Below are 22,508 nucleotides of genomic sequence, written 5' to 3' on the forward strand. Positions count from 1 at the left end.
TCAGCGGGTCAGCGGCCGGTCCCGGCGTAGACGACGGCCTCGCCCTCGGCGTCGAGGCCGAACGCGCTGTGCGCGGCCCGGACCGCCGTGTCGAGGTCGTCCTGGTCGACGACCACCGAGATCCGGATCTCGGAGGTGGAGATCATCCCGATGTTGACCCCGGCCAGGGCCAGCGCCTTGAAGAACTTCGCGGTCACGCCCGGGTGGGAGCGCATCCCGACGCCGATGACCGAGACCTTGCCGATCTGGTCGTCGTAGAGCAGCTCCTGGAACTGCACCTCGTCCTGGATCGACTTCAGGGTCTCGATCGCCTTGCGGGCGTCCTTGGTCGGCAGGGTGAAGGAGATGTCGGTGCGGGAGGTGTCCACCCGCGACACGTTCTGCACGATGATGTCGATGTTGATGTCGGCCTCACCCAGCGCGGTGAAGATGGTCGCTGCGCGACCGACCTGGTCGGGGACGCCGACCACGGTGACCTTCGCATCGCCACGCTCGTGCGCGATGCCGGTGATCAGTGCCTGTTCCATGCCTGGTCCTTTCTGGACATCCTTGAGGTCCTTGACCCACGTGCCGGGCTTGTCGGTGAACGAGGAGCGTACGTGCACCGGGACGTGCTCCCGACGGGCGTACTCGACGCAGCGCAGGTGGAGGATCTTGGCGCCGTTGGCCGCCATCTCCAGCATCTCCTCGTACGAGATCTCGGGGATGCGACGGGCGTTGGGGACGATACGAGGGTCGGCGGTGAAGACGCCGTCGACGTCGGAATAGATCTCGCAGTAGGCCGCGCCGAGGGCCGCCGCGAGGGCGACCGCGGTGGTGTCGGAGGCGCCGCGACCGAGCGTCGTGACGTCCTTGGTGTCCTGCGAGACCCCCTGGAAGCCGGCGACGATGACGATGTTGCCGGCCTCGAGGGCCTTCTCGATCCGGCCCGGGGTGATGCTGAGGATCCGCGCATCGCCGTGCTTGGCGGTGGTGAGCACGCCGGCCTGCGAACCGGTGTAGGAGCGGGCGTCCGCGCCCAGATCGGCCAGCGCCATCGCCAGCAGGGCGGCTGACTGCCGCTCGCCGGTGGTCAGCAGCATGTCCAGCTCGCGGGCCTTCGGCATCGGCGAGACCTGCAGGGCCAGGTCCATCAGCTCATCGGTCGTGTCACCCATCGCCGAGATGACGACGACGACCTCGTTGCCGGCCTGCTTGGCTGCCAGGACACGACGGGCCACCCGCTTGATGGCCTCGGCGTCCTCCACCGACGATCCGCCGTACTTCTGGACGATGCGGGGCATGCGGCCTCCTTCTTCCACTCTGGGTCGGGACACACGATATCGGGCGGATCACACAACGGGACAGCCATCCGCCATCCGTGGCGTGCCACCCGTGCCGGTTGATCCGCCATCCGTGCCGGGTGATCCGCCATCCATTGCCGATGCCGTGCGGTGACCGGGCAGTGCAGATGGGTTTTCCTCGCCCCGTCGCGGCCCTCGGGTCCCTGGGCGGGCCGGCCGGGGTCCGCCCGGTCCAGGATCCGCCCGGTCCGGGGCCCGTCAGCGCAGATCGCGGTAGTCGTCGCGATGATCAGTCAGGAACTCCTCGACCTCCGGGCTGGTCGCGAGCACCTTCAGACCGTCCTCGCGAGCCTGCTCCAGGCCGGCCCGGATCAGCTCGGTCCCGATAGCCGCGGTGTCCTGCCCCTCAAGGCGGTCGACACCGGTGCGGGACATCTCCACGATGCCGCAGTTGACCTGGTAGTCGAGGAAGCCGATCTCGTCGCCGTCCAGCAACGCCTCCCAGCGGGAGCGTTCCGGGTTGAACCGGATGTTGATGTCTGGCATCGCAGCTCCTCTCATTCTGGTGCAGGTCCCGTCGACCTCGCTCACCCCGACCAAGGGGCGCCTCAACCTGGGGACGCCTCGGTCACCAGCACCCCTGACCGGATCCTCGATTGTCGCCGGCCGTACGTCCGGCGCCGTCCAGCTGGACCGGGCTGGATGTCTCGATCGTACGTGGCCCTCCGGGAGGCAGGCGTTCAGCGCTCGATCACGACCGACGCCAACTCACCGACGGTCACGGCTGTCGACGAGGCGTTGGACATCGGCAGTGTCCCCGACTGCCCCATCGCCGACCACGACAACTGCCAGTGATGGGTCGCGCTGATCGTGTACTTGCCGGGCCTGGAGTAGACGTGGCCACAGTCCGGTGACGGGCTGCCCGGCGGCTGAGCACCGGCGACCCATGGCGTGGACGCCGTACACGTGACCCGCGCGCCATCACCCATGTCGTACGTCGTCGACTGGTGCTTCGCGGTCATGTTCAGCGTGACCCCCGCCAACGACACGGTCTCGGTGGTGGAACTCGCGCCGTCCCGCCACAGCCAGACGGGATGTCCGACGGCCATCATGTTCCACCGATTGCGCGACGGGTCAGGGCCGATCCGGACCGTCTGACTCGGGAGCCGAAGCGTCGCAGCAGCTTCACGCGCCAGGACCGTTGGGTCCACACGCGGCACAGGGACACCACCCCCGGAAGGCGTGCCACCCGGCAGAGGAACCAGGTTGTTCCACAGCCAGTTGGACGGATCATTCAGGCCGTAGAAAGAGCGCTGGCGCTGGAGCAGGAGTTCCCGCAACTGGGTCCCGGGAATCGTGGCGGGGTCTACACCGATACCTAGCCGATCAACGTAACCGGATTGCACTGGCTTGCCAACAGGCAACGCTCCCCGCCCGGAAGACTTGACCTGGCTACTACCCGACGCCCTTCGCTGAGAATTCAAAATCCCTGTCGCCGAATCTGCGCCTGACATCACTCGAACCCCCAACAAGTCTGGTCGAGATTCCGCGGAGGCCGGGGCCGCCGAGAGCGCCACAATACTGATCACCAAGCCCACAACCAGAACCGCCCTCCTCACAAACATTTCCATTCCTCCGCAAGCTCGGTGTCCTCAATCTTTCGCTCACCATCGCCACCGACTGCAATCACCCGAAGAGCCCCCAGCCGCCCCTGGGAGATCTGCTTACCGGTCGAATCAAAGACCCTTACCGCGGACGCATCCTCACACAAGTAAAACTCAAGACGATCAGAGCTGGAATCCTTGCGCCCAAAATTTCCTACAGTTATTTCCCCGGTAGATTTCAGACCATTATCATGAACGATCTTCAGATCGTTCGCCATCTCTTCAAGGTAAGGTCCTGTTGCATACCGTTCCATCTGTGAAGTCTGCGCGACGCTGCCTCCAGACTGCAGAAGCCGGTTCCGCTCTTTGGTGAACTCCCGGTAGGCGAACTCCGCTTCGGCGTACGCCCTGGTCTCTTCGGCCTGGGCGGCGGCCAGTTCGGCCGTACAGGGCGCCCCGGCCGGGTCGGGCGTGCAGGAGAACGAGGGCGTGGGAATCGTGGCGGGCCGAGGATCGCTGCCGCAACCGGCCAGGAGCATGGCGACACCCATGACCGTCCAGGCCGGTGCAAGCTTGCTGATGCGTCGTTGCGACATTTCTCATCCCCTTCGGTTCGCTGGGCCCCAGCTTGGCCCATGGGTGGTTCACGACGCCGTTCCGAGCCCGAGTTGTCCACAGGCCTGGTCCCAGCGGAGCCATCCACAGGCCCTGCCCGACCCGGCACCGGCCCTCCGCGCGAGCAGGGCGTGCCGGACCGGTGGGCATAATGGCGACCATGACCAGCGACCCGGGCTCCGCCGACGAGCAGCGTCCCCTCCCCCGCATCGGCGACGCCGAGCGGCAGGCGGCGGTGGACGAGCTCTCCGAGCACTTCGTCGCCGGGCGACTCGACGACGCCGAGTTCAACCAGCGGATGGACACCGCTCTCCAGGCCCGTACGGTCGCCGACCTGGTCCCGCTGTTCGCCGACCTGCCGAGCCTCAATCCAGGCGCGCCCTGGGCACAGCCGCCGTCCGCCGCGGCGTCGGCACTGCCCGTTCCGAGTCCCTACCCGAGCCGGGGCGGCGACTACCTGCCGGCCGCTGGCACCTCCCGCCCCGGGCAGGTGGAACCGGGCTGGGTGAACGTGCTGCGGACGATCCGGCCGATCATCTGGCCCGTCGCGATCGGCCTGATGATCTTCACCCATGTCCCCGCGGGCATCCTGATCGTCGCCGCGATCGTCCTGACGATCCTGAGCAGCCGGGTCCTAGGCGAGCGCAAGCACCGGCGCGACGATCTACCGCCCGGCAGCGACGGCCCGCGGCTTCCGCCCGGTCCGGGCTCCGGCTAGTCTCCTGGCGACTTCGACCCGCAACTCTCCCGGCGACCACGACCTGCAACGCCCCTAGCACCTGCCCGACGCCCCTAGCACCTGCCGCGAGGGCGGCACCTCGGCCTCATCGACGGGCGGGCGTCGTGCAGCGCGAGAAGACACACCGGGTCGTCCGCGATCTGCTCGCCGGACGCCGACGAGGGCGTACGCGGCCGAAGCCACGTACGCCCCCGAACGCTCGAGCGCAACCGACCCATCCGGTCGCGCGTCGGCGCCTCAGCCCCGGCGGGTCACCGTGAAGCGCAGGCCCAGCTCCTCGAGCGCGAAGCCGTCGGCCGGCACCTCGCCCTCGGACATCTCCACCGCCAGCACCTCGTCGGCGATCAGCCCGGCGTGCTCCCGCACCGCCTCCCCGGTCGCCGTGCCCGCCGCGGAGACCACGCCCGAGGCGTCCGCGACGGTCCAGACCAGGCTGATCCGGTCGGACACCTCGAAGCCGGAGGTCTTGCGGGCCTCCTGCACCTCACGGATCACGTCCCGGGCGATGCCGGCCTTCACCAGCTCCGGGGTCAGCTCCAGGTCCAGGGCGACGGTCTCACCCTGCTCGTTGAGCACCGACCAGCCCTCGCGCGGTCGCTCGGTGATCAGCACGTCGTCGGGGCCGACCTCGGTGCCGCCGTCGAAATCGACGGTCGCCCGCCCGTCGCGGGCCAGCGCGTCGTGCAGCGCTGCCGCGTCCGCCGCGGCGATGGCCGCGGCGACCTGCGGGGTCTGCTTGCCGAACCGCTTGCCGAGGTTGCGGAAGTTGCCCTTCGCCGAGTAGTCCACCAGGTCACCGGCCGAGGCGAACGACGCCACCTGCTCCACGTTCAGCTCGTCGGCGATCTCGGCGCGCAACGACGCGTGCAGCCTGGCGTACGAGTCGCCGGCGACCAACAGCCGCGACAGCGGCTGGCGGATCTTGACCTTGGCCTCGGCCCGGGCGCCACGACCCAGCTCGACGACCCGGCGGGCCAGCCCCATCGCCTCGTCCAGGTCCTCGTCGATCAGCGCGGCGTCGGCGACCGGCCAGGTGGCCAGGTGCACCGACGGGGCGGCCGCACGGTCGACCGGCACGACAATCTGCTGCCAGACATGTTCGGTGAGGAACGGCACCATCGGTGCCATCAGCCGGGTCAGCACGTCCATCGTGTCGTGCAGGGTGAGCAGCGCCGAGTCCTCGCCGCGCCAGAAGCGGCGCCGCGAGCGGCGGACGTACCAGTTCGACAGGTTGTCGACGAACTCCGCCAGCAGCTGCCCGGCGCGCTGGGAGTCGAAGTCCTCCAGCGCCGCGGTGACGTCGCGCACCAGCACGTTGGTCTCCGACACCAGCCAGCGGTCGAGCACCGGACGATCGGCCGGCGGCACGTCCTTGCGGGTGCCGTCGGCGTTCTCCGGGCTCCAGTCGTTCGCCGCGGCGTACAGCGCCAGGAACGAGGCGGAGTTCCAGTACGTCAGCAGCACCTTGCGGACGATCTCCTGCATCGCCGTGTCGCCCACCCGGCGGGCCGCCCACGGCGATCCGGAGGCGGCCATGAACCAGCGCACCGCGTCGGCGCCGTGCTTGTCCATCAGCGGGATCGGCTCAAGGATGTTGCCCAGATGCTTGGACATCTTCTTGCCGTCCTCGGCCAGGATGTGGCCCAGGCAGAGCACGTTCTTGTACGACGACCGGTCGAACACCGCGGTGCCGACCGCCATCAGCGAGTAGAACCAGCCACGCGTCTGGTCGGTCGCCTCGCAGATGAAGTCCGCCGGGTAGGCGTGCTTGAACGCGTCCTGCGACCCGTCGACGTACGGGTATCCCCACTGCGCGAAGGGCATCGACCCGGAGTCGTACCAGGCGTCGATCACCTCCGGCACCCGACGGTAGGTGCCGGGCACGCCGGGCCGGGTGAAGGTCACCGCGTCGATGAACGGGCGGTGCGGGTCGAGGTCGGCCAGGTCCCGCCCGGCCAGCTCGCCGAGCTCGGCCAGCGATCCGATGCAGATCTGGTCGTCGGTCTCGTCGTTGATCCAGATCGGCAGCGGCGTGCCCCAGTAACGGGTCCGCGACAGCGCCCAGTCGACGTTGTGGTTGAGCCAGTCGCCGTAGCGGCCCCACTTGATCGTCTCCGGGTACCAGGTGGTCCGCTCGTTCTCCCGCAGCAGCTCCTCCTTGATCCGGGTGGTGCGGATGTACCACGACGGCGTCGCGTAGTACATCAACGGGGTGTGGCAACGCCAGCAGTGCGGGTAGGGGTGCTCGTGGTCGAGCGTCCCGAAGAGCAGACCGCGCCTGGTCAGGTCGGCCAGCACCGCCTTGTCGGCGTCCTTGAAGAACATCCCGCCGACCACGTCCAGGTCGTCGTGGAAGTGCCCGTCAGGACCGATCGGGTTGACCAGCTCGATGCCGTGGCGCTTGCTGGAGCGGAAGTCGTCCTCGCCGTACGCCATCGCCTGGTGCACCAGGCCGGTGCCCTCACCGGTCGCGACATAGTCCTCGAGCACCACGAAGAACGCGTGACCGGGCTGGTCGACGACCTCGAACGGCCGTCGGTAGGTCCAGCCCTCCATCGCCGCGCCGGGGAACCGGTCCTGCACCGTCCAGCCCTCGCCGAGCGCGGTCGCGACGTTGTCCTCGGCGACGATCACCGTGGAGTCGCCATCGGTGGCGGTGACGTACGTGATGTCGGGGCCGACCGCGACGGTGGTGTTGGCCAGCAGGGTCCACGGCGTGGTGGTCCAGATGACCATGTCGGCCGTGCCGGCGTACGGCCCGGAGCTGACCGGGAAGCGGACGAAGGCGGTCGTGTCGACGACGTCCTCGTAGCCCTGGGCGACCTCGTGGTCGGACAGCGTGGTGCCGTCCTTGGGGCAGTACGGGGCGACCCGCTCGTCCTGGGACAGCATGCCGCGCTCGTACACCTCCTTGAGCGACCACCAGACCGACTCGACGTAGGAGGAGTCCATCGTCCAGTAGGCGTCGTCCAGGTTGACCCAGTAGCCCATCCGCTCGGTGAGCTCGCCGAACGCGTCGACGTGGCGGGTGACCGACTCGCGGCACTTCGCGTTGAACGCCTCGATGCCGTACTGCTCGATCTCCGGCTTGCCGTTGATGCCGAGTTCCTTCTCGACGGCCAGCTCGACGGGCAGGCCGTGGCAGTCCCAGCCGGCCTTGCGCTCGACGTAGTAGCCCTGCATGGTCCGGAACCGCGGGAAGATGTCCTTGAAGACGCGCGCCTCGATGTGATGCGTGCCGGGCATGCCGTTGGCGGTCGGCGGGCCCTCGAAGAAGGTCCAGCGCTGCCCGCCCCGGGTGCGCTCCTCGGAGCGGGCGAACACGTCGTTCGCGGCCCAGAAGTCGAGGATGCGGTGTTCGGTCGCGGGCAGGTCGATCTGCGCCGGGACCGCGTGGTAGGCCCCCTCGAAGTGCCCCTGCTCGGCAGCCGCGTTCACCTGTGCGGCAGCGGCCCGGGCCGTCTGCTCAGCGGGGTCGCGCTGCTCCGTACGCGCGCCCGGTGCGATCTCCTGCGTCATGTCCGTCCTCGTCGCTCGTCACCACACCGGCCTCGGCTCGGGCCGGGTGCAGGAAGGGACGAGGGGACCCGCGGTACCACCCTTCTTGATGGGTCCGCGCCGGACCCACCCGCTTCGTTCACGCCGCAGCCGGTTCTAGTGAGCCGTCCGCCGGGGCGGACGACCGTTCTTCCGGCAGCTCCGGGGTGATGGCCCCATCCTCGCCGTGCGACGTCGACAGTGTAGGCGGTCCTCTTCAGCAGGTGCCAGCCGACCATCCGGCCGGTACGACCCGGTCACCCGCTCACCGTCCGGCGGTCCCGTGCCCGGGCACTCGGCCCCCGGGGCACTCGGGAACCCCCGTTTCCGGGGGTTCCTGGGGATCGGCTCCGCCGCCTAGCGTGGAGTCGGCAGGGTCCCATGTGGGGGATGGTGACGCCCGGCAGCGGATTGCTGGTCGGCAGGGTCCGGGGGGCCCTGTCGACCAGTGATCCGCCATCGCCGTCCGCCCGATCGCCACCGGATCCGGCGGAGGGGACTCCGCGAACCGGCTGTCCGCCGACCGGAAGTCCGCTGACGGGATCAGTCGACGAGGTCCCCGGGCCCGGTGCCGAGCATCCGCTCCAGATCGGCCGGTGAGGTGTCCCGGAGGCGATCCGACAGCTTCTTCGACACGGCCTCCATGTGCTCGCGCGCCACCCGCTCGGTGATGAACAGGCGTTGGGCGATCGACGCCCATCTCTCACCGCGGGCGCGGGCGCCCAGCACCTGGCGCTGGCGATCGGTGAGTTCCGGCAGTGCGCCGCGGCGCTCCAGCAGCTCGGCGAGGCTCACCAGCGACGGCGGCAGCACCGCACCACCGGCGGCCGCTTCGAGGAAGTCGGCCTCGGCCCTGGCGCTCGGAGCGCTCTTGCGCACCAGCCCGTCGGCGCCCGCCCGGAGGCACTGCGCCAGCACCAGCGGGCGGCTCTCGTCGGTGTAGAGGCAGATCCGGTAGCCGGCGGCGCTCACCGCCCGGATGGCCCGGGTGCCCTGGCGTACGTCGGGCCGATCATCGGCCCCCAGGTGCAGGTCGAGCACGACCAACTCGGCCGCCGGCCGCTGCGCGAGGAGTGGCTCGATCGTGGGCCAGGCGCCGAGGAGCTCGAGGCCCGGATGGACCATGCCGAACGCTTCGCGGACGAGCGTGCTGTCGTCGATGACCACGACGCGGGGCCGCTGGCGTTCGTCCTGCCGGGCTGCGTCAGGGTGTGTCATGGCCGGTCCCGCCGGCCGGCGCCGCCACCGGTCCTGCTGGCGGGGGCCGCCACCGGCCCCGAGAGCGTGACGGCGCAGCCCTCGCCGGGGGCCGCCTCGATGTCGACGGTGATGCCCCGCTCCGACAGAGCTGCCAGCACCTGTGTGCGCAGCCCGAAGCCGTACGTCTCGGGGCCGGCGGTGAACCCTACCCCGTCATCGCGGATGACGACCTCCCACCGATCGCCCGCCCGGTCGGCGTGCACCCACACTGTCGAGGCCTCGGCATGCCGCCGTATGTTGTGCAGCAGCGTCTCCACCGCCAGCTGGACCGCCACCGCGTCGGCCTCCGCCACGACCGCGTCGCCGCCGAGGGCGGTCGACAGTTCCAGCGGCAGGTCACCGAAGCCCGCCACCGCCTCCCCGAGCACGTCCCCCAGCCGCGCTCGCCCCGAACCGGGCATGCCGGCGTCCCCGGCACCCGCCGGGGAGCGCGTGAGGTAGTGACGCAGCCGGTTCGCCTCGGCCAGCGCCTGTCGGCGCACGGCAGGCAACACCTCCGGTGGGGTCGTCTCGTCACCGAGCAGGCACAGGATGCCGCTCGTGTCGTGCACCGTCATCCGATACCGGTCGAGCTCCATCTGTCGGGTGGCCAGAAGTGCCGCCTGATGGGCGTCGTACGACCGCCGGGCGAGGACCCGCCAGTACTGCGAGACGAGTGAGATGGTCAGGGCGAAGACCGGATAGTTGAGCGCGTTCACGACGACCGACACCTGACCGTAGGGACCGCCGGCGGCGAGGAGCAGCCAGCTGTAGTAGGCGGCCACGGCCAGGGAGAGCAGCACGGTACGCGGCACGGAGCGTACCCATACCCCGGCAGCGGCGACGCTCAACTGCGCGAAGGCGAAGACCGACACCGTCCACGAGCCGAGCAGTTCGGATGCCGGCATGATGGCGGTGAACACGGGCATCGAGCCGACCGCGAGGACGAGGATCACCCACCCCCAGGACGCCGGGACGGCCCCCCGTCGCAACGTCGCGGCACAGAAACCGACCACCGCGACGCTCATCGCGAGCGTCAGGGACACGTACCCGGTCCGTACGGTGGACAACGGCGCACCGGCCGGCATGGCGAGCAGCGCCTGGATGACGACGCCGGCCCCCAGCACGATGAAGATGACACCCAGGGCGAGCTCGGCGTCATCGCGTGGGTCATGGCCATCGGTGCCCAACGTGGCGATGCGAAGCCACCATCGTGGCGCCCTGTCGTTCTCCACGACACCCATTATCGGCCCGCCCGCCCCGGTCCGTCCGAGCCCGTCAGGGCAACAGTGCCTCGAGTGCCTGCGCGAAGCCGTCCTGGTCGCAGCTCGGCGCGATCCGGTCGGCGACGGCGAGGAGCTCGGGCTCGGCGTTGGCCACTGCCACGCCCAGGCCGGCCCACTCGAGCATGTCGAGGTCGTTGAGGCCGTCGCCGAACGCGACGACCCGGTCCGGGCCGATCCCCAGCCGCTCGGTGAGCCGCTGCAGGCCGTACGCCTTGCCGACGCCGGCGGCGGAGATCTCCAGGAAGGGCGCACCGGACGAGGTGGCGCGCAGGCCGGGGATCTCCAGGGCCCGGAAGGTGGCCAGTAGGTCGCGGGCGCTGATCTGCGGGTGGCGGGCCACCATCTTGAGGTTGGGAACGTCCGTCAGGGCCGCCCGGTCGGCGATCTGCATCGTCCGGGGGTCGCGGCTGTGGTCGGTCCAGACGCACAGCTCGGCGTAGCCGGCCTCGACCAGGAACCCGTCGCCGCCATCCCGGACCGCACAGAACCGGACGTCCGGGACGGCGTCGCTGAACAGCGTCAGGAGGTCGTGCTGGGCGTCGACGCCCATCGTCGCCTCGAACAGCCGTTCCCCGGTCACCAGGTCGACGCCGAGTGCGCCGTTGGAGCACACCGCCCACCCGCCGAAGGCATCGGCGAGTTCGACGAACTGGGGCGCGACGGCCAGCACGCCGACCCGCTGGCGTGCCGTGACCGGCACCACCACGACACCCGCGTCGGCGGCGGCCCGCAGCACGGCATCGGTGCGGGGGCTGATCGACTTGTCGGAGCGCAGCAGGGTGTTGTCGAGGTCGGTCGCGACGAGGCGTACGGTCCGCGGCGCCACCCCGGCCGCCGGCTCGTCGGCGAGCGCGTCAGGCGAGGGCACGACGGCCCTCGAACGCCCGGCCGAGGGTGACCTCGTCGGCGTACTCCAGGTCACCGCCGACCGGCAGCCCGCTCGCCAGCCGCGACACGGTGAGCCCCATCGGCAGCAGCAGCCGGCTCAGGTAGGTCGCCGTCGCCTCACCCTCGATGGTCGGATTGGTGGCGATGATGACCTCCTGGACCGCCCCGTCGGCGAGTCGGCCGACGAGCTCGCGGATGTGCAGCTGGTCGGGCCCGACGCCGTTGACCGGGCTAATGCAGCCGCCGAGCACGTGGTAGCGGCCGCGGAACTCGCGGGTGCGCTCGATCGCCACGACGTCCTTGGCGTCCTCCACCACGCAGATCATCGCGGCGTCGCGCCGCAGGTCACGGCAGATCGAACAGGTGTCGCCCTCGGACACGTTGAAGCAGGTGGTGCAGAAGTTGATCCGGTCCTTGACCTGCACGAGGGCGTCGACCAGCCGCATCACGTCCTCCTTGTCCGCGGACAGGATATGGAACGCGATGCGCTGGGCCGACTTCGGCCCGATCCCGGGAAGCTGACCGAGCTCGGTGATCAGGTCCTGGATCGGGCCGTCATAGATGGCTGCCACTCAGAACCCGAGGCCCATCCCGCCGGCGAGCGGACCGAGCTTCTGCTGGGCCAGCGCGGCCGCCTGGTTGTTCGCGTCCCGCAGGGCCGCGACGATCAGGTCACCGAGGGTCTCGGTGTCCTCCGGGTCGCAGGCTTCGGGCTTGATGGTGACCGCGGTGACCTCGCCGGAACCGGTCATCATCACGGTGACCAGACCGCCGCCGGCGGTGCCGGAGACCGAGGTGACGGCGAGCTCCGCCTGCGCCTGCTGCATCTGCGTCTGCATGGCCTGCGCCTGCTGCATGAGTGCATTCATGTCGAATCCCTGGGGCAATCCCTCGGTCATCGGGGTCCTTTCGCCGTGTGTCGCGGTGTGCGCCCCCAGCCTAGAGGCTCCCCCCGACAGTGACGTACGCGCCGACAACGACGTACGCGCCGGACGGGGCCGACGGCGGGACCCGAGAGCGGGGGCCGAGAGCGGGGGTCCTGGGCGGGGTCCTGGGCGGACGGGCCGGGACCGCTGGCCGCCACGCCCGCGACGTGGTGGACTGGGGTGAGCCCGACAAGGAGATCATCATGCGCGCATGGCAGGTGCGTACGCCCGGCCCACTGGACGGCGGCCCCCTCGAACTCGTCGAGAAGGAGATCCCGACACCCGGCCCCGGTGAGGTGCTGGTCCGGGTGCTCACCTGCGGGGTGTGCCGCACCGACCTGCACGTCGCCGAGGGTGACCTGCCGGTGCACCGCGAGCACGTCACACCGGGCCACGAGATCGTCGGGCAGGTCGTCGGCGCCGGGCCGGGCGCGCAACGGTTCGTCACCGGGGAGCGGGTCGGGGTCCCCTGGCTGCGGCGCACCTGCGGTGTCTGCCGGGCCTGCCGTACGGGCCGGGAGAACCTCTGCACCCGCTCGCACTACACCGGCTGGGACGCCGACGGCGGCTACGCCGAGTACACCACCGTCCCGGAGGGGTACACCTACCGGCTGCCCGCACGGTTCGACGACGCCACCGCGGCCCCGCTGCTGTGCGCCGGGATCATCGGCTACCGGGCGCTACGCCGGGCGAACGTCCCGCCGGGCGGCCGGCTGGGACTGTACGGGTTCGGCGGCAGCGCCCACCTGGCGGCCCAGGTGGCGCTGGCCCAGGGCATCGAGGTGCATGTGCTGACCCGCGGGGAGCAGGCGCGTCGGTTCGCCCTCGAGCTGGGCTGCGCCTCGGCCGGCGATGCCCGGGACATGCCGCCGGTGCCACTCGACTCGGCGATCATCTTCGCCCCGGCCGGCGACATCGTGCCGTACGCCCTGGCCGCGCTCGGCGCCGGCGGGACACTGGCCTGCGCCGGGATCCACATGTCCGACATCCCGGCGCTCGACTACCACGATGCGGTCTTCCACGAGAAGACGCTGACCAGCGTGGAGTCGAACACCCGCAGCGACGGCGAGGAGTTCCTCACCCTGGCCGACCGGCTCGGGCTGCACCCGACGACCCACGAGTATCCCCTCGACGAGGCCGACCGGGCGCTGCGCTACCTCGCCCACGGCGACATCGAGGGTGCCGGGGTGCTCCGGGTGGCCGAGGCGATCTGACCACCGACCGACCCCGCTTCCTCACCGTCGGTCGGCCCCATCCCGACCGCCGACCGGCCCCTATCCCGACCCCCGACCGGCCGGTATCCCGACCGCCGACCGGCCCCTATCCTGACCGCCGACCGGCCCGCCACCCTTCCCAATGCCCCCGTCGCCGCATAGCGTGACGGACCATGCGAGAGTTCCCCGCCCTGCGCGTCCCGATCATCGCCGCCCCGATGGCCGGCGGCCCGTCGACCCCCGCCCTGGTCCGGGCGGTCGGTGCGGCCGGCGGGCTCGGCTTCCTCGCCGCCGGGTACCGGACACCCGCCACGGTGGCCGCCGCGATCGCCGAGGTCCGGACCGGCGGGACCGACCTGTTCGGGGTGAACCTCTTCGTCCCCGACCCCACCCCGATCGATGTCGCGGCGGTCGAGGCGTACCGTCAGGCCTTGCTCCCGCTGGCGGCCCAGCTGGGCGTCGAGCAACTGCCCGAGCCGGCACCGGACGACGACTCCTGGCAGGACAAGGTCGAGCTGCTGGTGGACGACCCGGTGCCGGTCGTCTCCTTCACCTTCGGGCTGCCGGACCGGACGACCGTGGAGCGGCTGCACGCCGTGGACAGCTATCTGGTCGGCGGGGTGACCTCGGTCGACGACGCGCTCGAGGCGGTCCGGCGCGGCCTGGACGCCCTCGTCGTCCAGGGGCCGGACGCGGGCGGGCACCAGTGCACCTTCCGGACCAGCGACCCGGCACCGACGACGCCGCTCGACACGCTGCTCGCGGCTGTCCGGGCGGCGGTGCCGGTGCCCCTGATCGCCGCCGGAGGTCTCAGCGACACGGCCGAGGTCCGCCGCGTGCTCGAGGCGGGGGCGGTGGCGGCCCAGCTCGGCACCGCGTTCCTGCTCACCCCGGAGGCCGGCACCAACCCGACCCATCGGGCCGCCCTCACACAGCCGGGCTTCACCGAGACGGTGCTGACCCGCTGCTTCTCCGGGCGACTCGCCCGCGGGCTGCGCAACGCGTTCGTCGAGGCGTACGACGCCCTGGCGCCGGCCTGCTACCCGGCGGTGAACCAGGTGGCCGGACCGATCCGGCGCGCCGCCGCGGCGGCCGGGGACCCGCAGCACACGCACCTGTGGGCCGGGACGGGCTGGCGGCTCGCGGCTGAGGAACCGGCCGGTGAGGTCGTCGCCCGGCTCTGGCCGGGCACCGACTGAGCCGCGGCCGGCTCAGGTCCCACGGCCGGGTCAGATTCACGGCCGGGTCAGATCCCAGCACCTGCCCTGGGGCCCGACTCCGGCCCCGCCCCGCAATTCCATCCGACGCGGAAACGGCGACTCCGACCGGAGCCGCGGGCAGCGACCGTCAGGCGCCCAGCCCGGTGTCCTGCTGCTCCTCCAGCAGCAACTCGGCACCCAGGACGTTGGTCAGCAGCTCGGCGGCGCTCTCGTAGCCCTCGCCGACAGTCTCGTCGTCGTCGGCGTACGCGGCAGCCTCCACCTCGGGGGTGAGGTCACGCGGTGGTGGCGGGGCGGCCGCCACCTGCGAGTACCGACTGGGTCGCGGCGGCGCGGCGGCCGCCGGAGCTTCGGGCTCCTGGCCGGTGGCCGGGACGGGCGAACCGACCGGAACCGACATGCCAGGCGGCGCGGACGAGCCGGCTGACACCTCCGCAGTGTCAGCGGCCGGGGCCAGGCCCGACGCCCGGACCGGGGCCGTGGCCGACCGGGCAGACGGGGCGGAGCGCGGTGCCCCCGAGGACGGTGCCGCCGCAGGGGCCGAAGTCACCGACCGGGACACCGTCTGGTCCCCACGCGGCGGTGCGTACGGGGCGCCGTACGGGTCGTCCTCGGGCGGCGGCTCGTCCCAGGGATCGTCCGGGGGTTCGAGCGGCGGTGGGACGTCGTCGTGAGCGGGCCGGCGCGCCGGATCAGGCGCGACGGGTCCCGAGGACCTGCCCCCGCGTGATCCCCGCTGTCCGCGGCGCGGGCTCACCGACGGTTGTGGTTCGCCCTGCCGTTCGGGTGCTGACGCGGATCCGGCCGACGCTGTCGTGGGCGCGGTCGGCGCTGTCGTAGGTACGGCGGGGGCCGGGGCGGCACGATGGGCCGATGGCTGGCTGCCGCCGCGCCGATTGTGCTGCTGGCGGACCACGTCCGCGTCGATCAGTGTCTCCACCTGGAGGGCAGCTCCGAACACCTGCGTCACGGCCTGCATGAACACCTCGCGCTCGCGGGGCCGCTCGAAGCCGGAGCGGGCCCCGGGCGTGCTGAGGGCGACCGTGAGCACGTTGTCGACCAGGGACACCACGGCGGCGTTCCCCTCGAGCAGGACCTTGGTGAACTGGCGTCGGGCGCCGACAGCCTCCAGGACCTCACCCCATCGGGCCTGCGCCTCCTGGGTCGACAGGCCGCGCCCACCGGGGGCGTTCGCCGCCGACCGGGCTTGCTCGCCGACCGTCTGCGGCGGAGCGACGGGCTGGGCGATGACAGTCGGCGGGGTGACCGGCTGCGGTGCAGCAGGCTGCGGCGCGGGCACCGACGGTGCGGCGGACTCCGGTCGGAGCCGGTCGGGACGCGCCGCGCCGGGACGCTCGGGACGGGCCGGACGTTCGGGGCGGACCGGCCGGGTCGACGGCGTGGTCACGGCAGCCGGAGCGGGGGCCGGCAGAACGGACCGGGACGCGGCAGCCGGAGCAGGGGCCGGCGGAACGGGCCGGGCCGCAGCCACCGGCGCCGCGACGGGGCCGGCCGCCTCGGTGGCTGCGTTCTGCGTCACGACATTCCGGGTGGTCGGCGACGGGGCGGTCGACGGGACATCCGGAGCCATCGGCGCTCCGGAGACTTCGGTGGCGCCGCGCTCGGCACGACGGCCGCGCGGGCGACGCTCGCCCTCCGGCGCGGGAGCGCCCCCTCCGGCGCGCGGTGACTCGGTCACCGGCAGGCCGGTGTCGAGTCCGCCCAGGTTGAGCCGGCGCTCGATCCGGTCGAGCCGGGCGTTGAGGCCCCGTTCGGCGACGTCGGCACCGGGCAGCAGCACCCGGGCACACATCAGTTCCAGATGGAGGCGCGGAGCGGTCGTGCCGCGCATCTGGGTCAGCCCCTCGGCGATCACATCCGCCGCTCGGGTCAGCTCCCCCAGGCCCATCGCCCCCGCTTCGGTGGCGTACGTCTCGCCCTGCTCGGGGGAGACATCGACCAGGCCGTTGGACAGCGCATCGGGGACTGCGGCGATGATGACCAGGTCGCGCAGTCGACCGAGCAGGTCCTCGGCGAAGCGACGCGGATCCTGCCCGGCCTCGATCACCTTGTCGACGACCGAGAACACCCCTGCCCCCTCGCCCGCGGCGAAGGCGTCGACCATCTCGTCGAGCAGGCTCTCCGGGGTGTACCCGAGCAGGCCGGTGGCGTGCTCGTACGTCACGCCCCGCTCGGACGCCCCCCCGAGGAGCTGGTCGAGGACCGACAGTGAGTCGCGGACCGACCCGCCACCGGCCCGGACGACCAGCGGCAGGACACCTTGCTCGACGGTGATCCCCTCGTGCTCGCAGATCTCGCCGAGGTAGCGGGTGAGGACCTTCGGTGGCACCAGCCGGAACGGGTAGTGGTGGGTCCGCGACCGGATGGTGCCGATCACCTTGTCCGGCTCGGTCGTCGCGAAGATGAACTTGACGTGCGGCGGTGGCTCCTCGACGAGCTTCAGCAGGGCATTGAAGCCCTGCGTGGTCACCATATGGGCCTCGTCGATGATGTAGATCTTGTAGCGGCTGGACACCGGGGCGAAGAACGCCCGCTCGCGCAGGTCCCGGGCGTCGTCGACGCCACCGTGCGAGGCCGCGTCGATCTCGATCACGTCGATGGAGCCCGGCCCCCCGGTGGCCAGGTCGCGGCAGGACCGGCAGTGGCCGCAGGGCTCCGGCGCGGGGCCGTTCTCACAGTTCAGCGCCCGGGCGAGGATGCGCGCCGAGGTCGTCTTGCCACAACCGCGCGGACCGGAGAACAGATAGGCGTGGTTGACCCGGTTGTTCGCAAGTGCGCGCTGCAGCGGGGCGGTGACGTGCTCCTGCCCGACGACCTGGGCGAATGTGTCGGGCCGGTAGCGACGGTAGAGCGCGAGGGTCTCGGTCGGCCCGGACATCGGCACGGCCGGACCGTCCACCGGGGCCGGAGCTCCGGTCTCCGCAGCAGCGGGCGGGGCGAAGAGCCCCGCACCCGTCCGGGGTGCGACGTCCAGCGCGACGTCACCGTCGGGGTCGTCCGGGTCGACCTCCTCGGGCTCGACGTCGTCGAGATCGGCGTCAGCCTCCCAGAGCTCGAGCTCGTCGTCTTCGTCCACGGTGCACACCCTATGCGGTGGGACTGACAACGTCCGTCGGGCCGGAACCGGCGGCCTGCAGACGCTGCGGAAAGGGGACACCCGGCACACCCGGGCAGAAAAAAGGGGTCCCCCGCGTACCCGACAGAGCTCGCTTACCCTTGCTGCCTTCCGACCCTGGGGGAGTTGGGCGAGGTAACGCCACACGGGGGACCTCGGCCCAGTGTAGGGGATGTTCGCGCCGCACCCAACTCGCCGTCACCCTCCCCGTCACTGTCGCCCCCTCACCGTCGCCGTACTCGCCGTCACCCTCCCCTCACCGTCCGGAGCCGCGCGCACGGCACCCGACGAACGGCGCGCGACGAATTGGTGAAACCTCCGCGCTCATGTAGAGTCCTCCGACGGAGGATTCGCCTAGAGGCCTATGGCGCTCGCTTGGAAAGCGGGTTGGGTTCACGCCCTCACGAGTTCGAATCTCGTATCCTCCGCCATCACGATGCCCGCTCTGCTCAGAGCGGGCATCGCTGTTCGTGCACCGGGCAGCGACACCAGGGCGTGGAGGGAGCGTCGCGTGACCATGGACGGGGCGACGGGACCGGAGAAGCGGTCGACCCCACCCGACGACCGGCCGGGAGGGGTGGACGGCGCGCTCGCCACGGCCGTACGGGCCCGCAACGGCGATCTGGCGGTGTTCGGCGTCAACGGGTTCATGTTCGCGACCTGGATGTCGCGGGTCCCCGATGTCAAGCACCTGCTCGGGCTCTCCCCCGGCCGGCTCGGCTTCCTGCTCCTCGCCGTGTCGGCCGGAGCGCTGTGCGGCCTGCCGGTCGCCGGCCGGCTGCTGCAACGCTTCGGCTCGGTGCGCACCGTACGACTCGGGCTGGTGACGGCCGTCCCGGGCATGCTGCTGGCCGCCCTCGCGGTCACCCTGGCCGCCCCGGTCCCGGTGGTGATGGCCGGGCTCTTCCTGGTCGGTCTGGGCAACGGCGTGTGGGACGTGGCGCAGAACCTCGAGGGCAGCGTCATCGAGCGAGCGCTGCGGCGCGCGATCATGCCGTGGTTCCACGCCGCGTTCAGCGCCGGGACCGTGCTGGCCGCGCTGGTCGGCGCGATCCTGGTCCGGCTCGAGGTGCCGCTGCTGGCCCATGTCGGCGCGATGGCGGTGCTCTGCGTCGCCGCCGTGCTGTGGGGCACCAGGAGGTTCCTGCCCGGTGCGGCGCCGGCCCCGACCGCGGCTCCCCACGGCACGGCTTCCCCTGCCGCCGGGCCACGCGCCCGCTCCGCGTGGACCGAGCCCCGTACGCTCCTCGTCGGGGTCATGGTGCTCGCCGCCGCCTTCACCGAGGGCACCGCCAACGACTGGCTGGCGGTCGCCTTCCTCGACGGCCACCACGTCGAGAAGGCACTCAGTGTCGTGGCGCTGGCGGTGTTCCTGGCCTTCATGACCATCGGACGCGTCCTCGGCCCCCGGGTGCTCGACCGGTACGGCCGCCAGCCGGTGCTGCTGGTGCTCTTCGCCTCGGCGATCGTCGGCTGCCTGCTGGTCGTCCTCGGCACTGCCCCGGTCGCCTTCGCCGGTGCCGCGCTCTGGGGCATCGGTGCCAGCCTCGGGTTCCCGGTCGGCATGTCCGCCGCGGCGGACGACCCGGCCCGGGCGGCCGCCCGGTTGAGCGTCGTCAGCACCATCGGCTACACCGCCTTCCTCGCCGGCCCGCCGCTGCTGGGCTTCCTCGGTGACCGCGTCGGGGTGCTGCACGCCCTGTTGGTCGTCGGCCTCGTCTCCGCGCTGGCCATGCTGGTGCTGCCGGCCACCCGGCCGCTCCCCGGCACCGACGGCTGATCGGGGCTCCCCCGGTGTCACCCGCAGCGGCTACGCTCCTGCTGTCGGCCGCCTGTCCGGCTGCAACCTTCTCCCCGGGGGCCCCGTGAACCAGAACCTTCCGTTGGCCGTCCTGCTGACGGTCCTCACCACCGTGCTGTTCGCGTGGTCGGCGACCCTGCAGCACGGCGTCGTCGGGGAACAGGTCGTCGGGGAACAGGTCGTCGGGGAACGGTCCGAGGACGCCACCGGGCGACAGAGCCTCAGTGGCGGCCAGTTGTGGGCGCTGGTCCGCTCCCCGCGATGGTGGCTCGGGATGGCGCTCAACGGCGCCGGCGCGGTGATCTCCGTCGCGGCCCTGATGCTGGCCCCGGTCACCGTCGTGCAGCCGCTCGCCATCCTGGCCGTGCCGTGGACGGTCCTGCTGGCCAGCCGGATGCAGGGCCACCGCGTCGCGCCGGCGCTGTGGGGGGCGGTCGGCCTGGCCGTCGCCGGGACCGGCCTGTTCGCCGTGGTGGCGGTCCGGCACGCCGTCGAGCACGACGTGTTCGACGACAGCTGGCTGGTGGTGGGCGCGCTGGTCGTCTTCGCCGTGGCCGGGGCACTGGCCGTGGTCGGCGCCCGCGGTCCGGTCGCGTGGCGGTGCTTCGCCTGGGCCTCCGCCGGCGCGGTGATCTTCGGGCTCGAGTCCGGGCTGGTCAAGGCCGCCGGGGAGTACGTCGGCGCCGGCAGCTGGCGCACCTCGGCCACCTTCTGGATCGTCATCGTGATGCTGGTGGCCGGCTCGGTCGTGGCCACCGCCCTGATGCAGCAGGGCTACGCCAACGGCCCCGCCGAGACCGTGGTGGGCGCGATGAACGCGGTCGGCCCGATCGCCGCGGTGGTCTTCGGCATCGCCGTCCTGGGTGAGGGCGCGGCGATCACCGCCACCGCCGCCGCGACGATGGTGCTGGCCGCTGCGCTGGCGGTCACCGGGGTCATCCTGCTCTCCCGCTTCCACCCGGCCTCGCGGGAGTCCGAGCCCGAGCAGGCCGAGGCCTGACCCGGAGCCGACCGACGCCCCCTGTCCGCTCGTCCGGCATGCTGGCAGACTGGGGGCCATGTGCAGCAGCGTCGTGCTCGGGGTGGATGTCGGTACCTCCAGCACGAAAGCCGTCGCCATCTCCCTCGACGGGCGGATCCTGGGCAGTGCGACACGTACGCACCGGGTCGACCGCAGCCGCCCCGGGCTGGTCTCGATGGACGGCGAGGTGTGGTGGCACGAGTTCGTCGCCCTGTGCACCGAGCTCAGCCCTCTCGCCCCCACCGGGTTCGCCGCCGTCGGGGTGTCGGGCATGGGACCGACCTTGATGCTCTGCGATGCGGACGGCCATGGGGTGGCGCCGGCGGCCCTGTACGGGGTCGACACCCGCTCCGCCGAGCAGATCCGCGAACTGAACGAGCTGTTCGGCGCCGAGGAGATCTACCGCACCGGTGACGCCTACCTGTCCACCCAGTCGGTCGGGCCGAAGTTCACCTGGTTCCGGGAGCAGGAGCCCGCGGCGTACGCGGCGGCGCGGACCTTCCACATGCCGGCGAGCCTGCTGGTGCACCGGCTCACCGGCGAGTACGTCCTCGACCACCAGTCGGCCGGGCAATGCGTCCCGCTGTATGACGCGGCCCGGCTGGAGTGGTTCACCGAGCGCTGCGCCGTGGTCGCCCCCGGGATCACCTTCCCGCGGCTGGCCTGGGCCGGCGACCGGGCCGGCGATGTCACCGCGGAGGTGGCGGCCCGGGTGCCCGGCCTGCGGGCCGGGGCCCCGGTCACCGTCGGCACGATCGACGCGTGGGCCGAGGCGCACTCGGTCGGTGCGACCGAGGTCGGGGACCTGATGCTGATGTACGGCACCACGCTGTGCCTCGTCGCGACCCAGGACCACCGGGTCAGCCATCCGATGATGTGGGGCAGTCCCGGGCTGGTGCCGGGACGCTGGACGATGTCGGGCGGGATGGGGACCTCCGGCGCGATCACCGCCTGGGTCCGTGATCTGCTGGGCGGGTCCACCTACGAGAGCCTCACCTGCGAGGCGCGGGACTCCGGGCCGGGGGCCCGCGGGCTGCTGATGCTGCCCTACTTCGACGGGGAACGCACCCCGATCCTCGACTCGTCGGCCCGCGGCACGATCTGCGGCCTGACCGTACGCCACACCCGCGGCGACCTGTTCCGGGCGACGCTGGAGGCCGTCGGGTACGCGGTGCGCCACCATCTGGAGGCCTTCCACGACGCCGGCATCGTGCCGCGCCGGACCGTGGCCGTGGGCGGTGGGATCCAGTCGCCGCTGTCGTCCCAGCTGGTCAGCGACATCACCGGGATGGCGCAGGAGGTGACGGAGGTCACCATCGGCGCCTCGTACGGGGACGCCCACCTGGCCGCCGCGCTGATCGCCGACCCGGCGCCGATCAGCGAGTGGAACCCGGTCGTCCGGGTGATCGAGCCCCGGCCGGAGCCGGTGTACGACGACCTCTATCTGCTCTACCGCCAGCTGTACGAGTCCACCCGCAGCATCCAGCACGCCCTGGCCGCGTACCACAGCTCCACCGCGGCCGCGCCGGGCGGGCCGGAGGAGCCGCAGCGGGCAGCGAAAAGGGCCGAAGACCTCGGTCTCCAGCCCCGTGGGACGGCCGGCGGACGACACTGTCCGCCGCCGGGATGATTCAGAACCGCACGCCGTAGTCGGTGGACCTGGCCTGATCCGTGGAGATCGCGCGGAAGCCGTTCAGCCAGATGTCGACGAGGGACTTCTTGGTGCTCTCGTTCTTGTCCTTCATGGGGTGTCTCCTTCTTCGTGGGGCCCCGATCCACCCGAATCAGGGCATGACAAAGGGGACGGCCCGGAATCGGACCTTCCCCTTTGACGCCTCCTATGTTATACGACCCGATCCAGCGCCGGCAGGGCACCCCACCGCGCCGCACGCCGCAACGTCCCACGCCCGGGCACCGGGCACCGGGCACCGGGCACGACGAACACGCCGGCACCGGAGCGCCGGACACCCGGAGACGCCGGAGCGGCGGTGGCCGGGAC

General features: G+C 71.7%; 17 protein-coding genes, 1 tRNA gene and 1 other RNA gene. 7 read left to right on the forward strand and 12 right to left on the reverse strand.

Annotated features, from left to right (window positions below):
* Positions 1-8 precede the first annotated feature (8 nt).
* The 4 genes from VB059_RS11670 to VB059_RS11685 all read right to left on the reverse strand — a co-directional run bounded on the left by VB059_RS11670 (position 9) and on the right by VB059_RS11685 (position 3,483).
* Positions 9-1,283 (reverse strand): aspartate kinase, encoded by a 1,275-nt coding sequence (locus VB059_RS11670; RefSeq protein WP_323422200.1) that lies wholly within the window; start codon positions 1,281-1,283, stop codon positions 9-11.
* Positions 1,284-1,541: 258 nt separating this feature from the next.
* Positions 1,542-1,829 (reverse strand): GNAT family N-acetyltransferase, encoded by a 288-nt coding sequence (locus tag VB059_RS11675; protein ID WP_323422201.1) that lies wholly within the window; start codon positions 1,827-1,829, stop codon positions 1,542-1,544.
* 194 nt (positions 1,830-2,023) lie between these two features.
* Positions 2,024-2,392, reverse strand: coding sequence for a hypothetical protein (locus tag VB059_RS11680; RefSeq protein WP_323422202.1), 369 nt, complete (start codon positions 2,390-2,392; stop codon positions 2,024-2,026).
* A 506-nt stretch (positions 2,393-2,898) separates the two neighbouring features.
* Entirely contained in the window at positions 2,899-3,483 is a 585-nt protein-coding gene (locus VB059_RS11685; protein ID WP_323422203.1) for a hypothetical protein, read from the reverse strand.
* A gap of 179 nt (positions 3,484-3,662) precedes the next feature.
* Here VB059_RS11685 and VB059_RS11690 point away from each other — a divergent pair, with 179 nt between their 5' ends.
* Positions 3,663-4,220, forward strand: coding sequence for a DUF1707 domain-containing protein (locus tag VB059_RS11690; protein WP_323422204.1), 558 nt, complete (start codon positions 3,663-3,665; stop codon positions 4,218-4,220).
* Positions 4,221-4,478: 258 nt separating this feature from the next.
* On the opposite strand, the gene ileS is transcribed toward VB059_RS11690, so the two are convergent.
* The 6 genes from ileS to VB059_RS11720 all read right to left on the reverse strand — a co-directional run bounded on the left by ileS (position 4,479) and on the right by VB059_RS11720 (position 12,060).
* A complete protein-coding gene (gene ileS / locus VB059_RS11695) occupies positions 4,479-7,760 on the reverse strand; it encodes an isoleucine--tRNA ligase (RefSeq protein ID WP_323422205.1) in 3,282 nt (1,093 codons plus the stop codon).
* Between the two features lie 561 nt (positions 7,761-8,321).
* Entirely contained in the window at positions 8,322-8,996 is a 675-nt protein-coding gene (locus VB059_RS11700) for a LuxR C-terminal-related transcriptional regulator (protein ID WP_323422206.1), read from the reverse strand.
* On the reverse strand, positions 8,993-10,252 hold the full coding sequence (locus VB059_RS11705; RefSeq protein WP_323422207.1) for an ATP-binding protein: 1,260 nt from the start codon (positions 10,250-10,252) through the stop codon (positions 8,993-8,995). The genes VB059_RS11700 and VB059_RS11705 overlap by 4 nt, the downstream gene beginning before the upstream one ends.
* Before the next feature lie 43 nt (positions 10,253-10,295).
* Entirely contained in the window at positions 10,296-11,171 is an 876-nt protein-coding gene (locus VB059_RS11710) for an HAD family hydrolase (RefSeq protein ID WP_323422208.1), read from the reverse strand.
* Positions 11,158-11,754, reverse strand: a complete 597-nt coding sequence (recR, locus tag VB059_RS11715) for a recombination mediator RecR (RefSeq protein WP_323422214.1) — start codon at positions 11,752-11,754, stop codon at positions 11,158-11,160. The genes VB059_RS11710 and recR overlap by 14 nt, the downstream gene beginning before the upstream one ends.
* A 9-nt stretch (positions 11,755-11,763) precedes the next feature.
* On the reverse strand, positions 11,764-12,060 hold the full coding sequence (locus VB059_RS11720) for a YbaB/EbfC family nucleoid-associated protein (RefSeq protein ID WP_323422209.1): 297 nt from the start codon (positions 12,058-12,060) through the stop codon (positions 11,764-11,766).
* Positions 12,061-12,320: 260 nt separating this feature from the next.
* Here VB059_RS11720 and VB059_RS11725 point away from each other — a divergent pair, with 260 nt between their 5' ends.
* Both VB059_RS11725 and VB059_RS11730 read left to right on the forward strand, forming a co-directional pair.
* On the forward strand, positions 12,321-13,331 hold the full coding sequence (locus VB059_RS11725) for a zinc-dependent alcohol dehydrogenase family protein (RefSeq protein WP_323422210.1): 1,011 nt from the start codon (positions 12,321-12,323) through the stop codon (positions 13,329-13,331).
* Between the two features lie 173 nt (positions 13,332-13,504).
* Complete coding sequence (locus tag VB059_RS11730) at positions 13,505-14,530, forward strand: NAD(P)H-dependent flavin oxidoreductase (RefSeq protein ID WP_323422211.1); 1,026 nt, start codon at positions 13,505-13,507, stop codon at positions 14,528-14,530.
* A gap of 148 nt (positions 14,531-14,678) precedes the next feature.
* On the opposite strand, the gene VB059_RS11735 is transcribed toward VB059_RS11730, so the two are convergent.
* The gene (locus tag VB059_RS11735) at positions 14,679-17,450 is read right to left on the reverse strand and encodes a DNA polymerase III subunit gamma and tau (protein WP_323422215.1); all 2,772 of its coding nucleotides are present in this window, start codon (positions 17,448-17,450) and stop codon (positions 14,679-14,681) included.
* 298 nt (positions 17,451-17,748) lie between these two features.
* Positions 17,749-17,845, reverse strand: an RNA gene (gene ffs / locus VB059_RS11740) — signal recognition particle sRNA small type.
* Between the two features lie 185 nt (positions 17,846-18,030).
* On the opposite strand from ffs, the gene VB059_RS11745 reads away from it, so the two are divergent.
* From VB059_RS11745 to VB059_RS11760, 4 genes are all read left to right on the forward strand, one after another.
* A tRNA-Ser gene (locus VB059_RS11745) sits at positions 18,031-18,118 on the forward strand.
* 86 nt (positions 18,119-18,204) lie between these two features.
* Positions 18,205-19,467, forward strand: coding sequence for an MFS transporter (locus VB059_RS11750; protein ID WP_323422216.1), 1,263 nt, complete (start codon positions 18,205-18,207; stop codon positions 19,465-19,467).
* A gap of 85 nt (positions 19,468-19,552) precedes the next feature.
* Positions 19,553-20,488, forward strand: coding sequence for a hypothetical protein (locus tag VB059_RS11755; protein ID WP_323422212.1), 936 nt, complete (start codon positions 19,553-19,555; stop codon positions 20,486-20,488).
* A 58-nt stretch (positions 20,489-20,546) separates the two neighbouring features.
* On the forward strand, positions 20,547-22,139 hold the full coding sequence (locus VB059_RS11760; RefSeq protein WP_323422213.1) for an FGGY-family carbohydrate kinase: 1,593 nt from the start codon (positions 20,547-20,549) through the stop codon (positions 22,137-22,139).
* Positions 22,140-22,508: the final 369 nt, after the last annotated feature.

Origin of the sequence: Raineyella sp. (genome assembly GCF_034933565.1) — a bacterium.
In the GTDB taxonomy this organism is placed as follows: domain Bacteria; phylum Actinomycetota; class Actinomycetes; order Propionibacteriales; family Propionibacteriaceae; genus Raineyella.

Coding starts and splice junctions, on each gene's coding strand:
- VB059_RS11670 (WP_323422200.1), bottom strand. CDS start 1,283: ATGCCCCGCATCGTCCAGAAGTACGGCGGATCGTCGGTGGAGGACGCC.
- VB059_RS11675 (WP_323422201.1), bottom strand. CDS start 1,829: ATGCCAGACATCAACATCCGGTTCAACCCGGAACGCTCCCGCTGGGAG.
- VB059_RS11680 (WP_323422202.1), bottom strand. CDS start 2,392: ATGGCCGTCGGACATCCCGTCTGGCTGTGGCGGGACGGCGCGAGTTCC.
- VB059_RS11685 (WP_323422203.1), bottom strand. CDS start 3,483: ATGTCGCAACGACGCATCAGCAAGCTTGCACCGGCCTGGACGGTCATG.
- VB059_RS11690 (WP_323422204.1), top strand. CDS start 3,663: ATGACCAGCGACCCGGGCTCCGCCGACGAGCAGCGTCCCCTCCCCCGC.
- ileS (WP_323422205.1), bottom strand. CDS start 7,760: ATGACGCAGGAGATCGCACCGGGCGCGCGTACGGAGCAGCGCGACCCC.
- VB059_RS11700 (WP_323422206.1), bottom strand. CDS start 8,996: ATGACACACCCTGACGCAGCCCGGCAGGACGAACGCCAGCGGCCCCGC.
- VB059_RS11720 (WP_323422209.1), bottom strand. CDS start 12,060: ATGAATGCACTCATGCAGCAGGCGCAGGCCATGCAGACGCAGATGCAG.
- VB059_RS11725 (WP_323422210.1), top strand. CDS start 12,321: ATGCGCGCATGGCAGGTGCGTACGCCCGGCCCACTGGACGGCGGCCCC.
- VB059_RS11730 (WP_323422211.1), top strand. CDS start 13,505: ATGCGAGAGTTCCCCGCCCTGCGCGTCCCGATCATCGCCGCCCCGATG.
- VB059_RS11735 (WP_323422215.1), bottom strand. CDS start 17,450: ATGTCCGGGCCGACCGAGACCCTCGCGCTCTACCGTCGCTACCGGCCC.
- VB059_RS11750 (WP_323422216.1), top strand. CDS start 18,205: ATGGACGGGGCGACGGGACCGGAGAAGCGGTCGACCCCACCCGACGAC.
- VB059_RS11760 (WP_323422213.1), top strand. CDS start 20,547: ATGTGCAGCAGCGTCGTGCTCGGGGTGGATGTCGGTACCTCCAGCACG.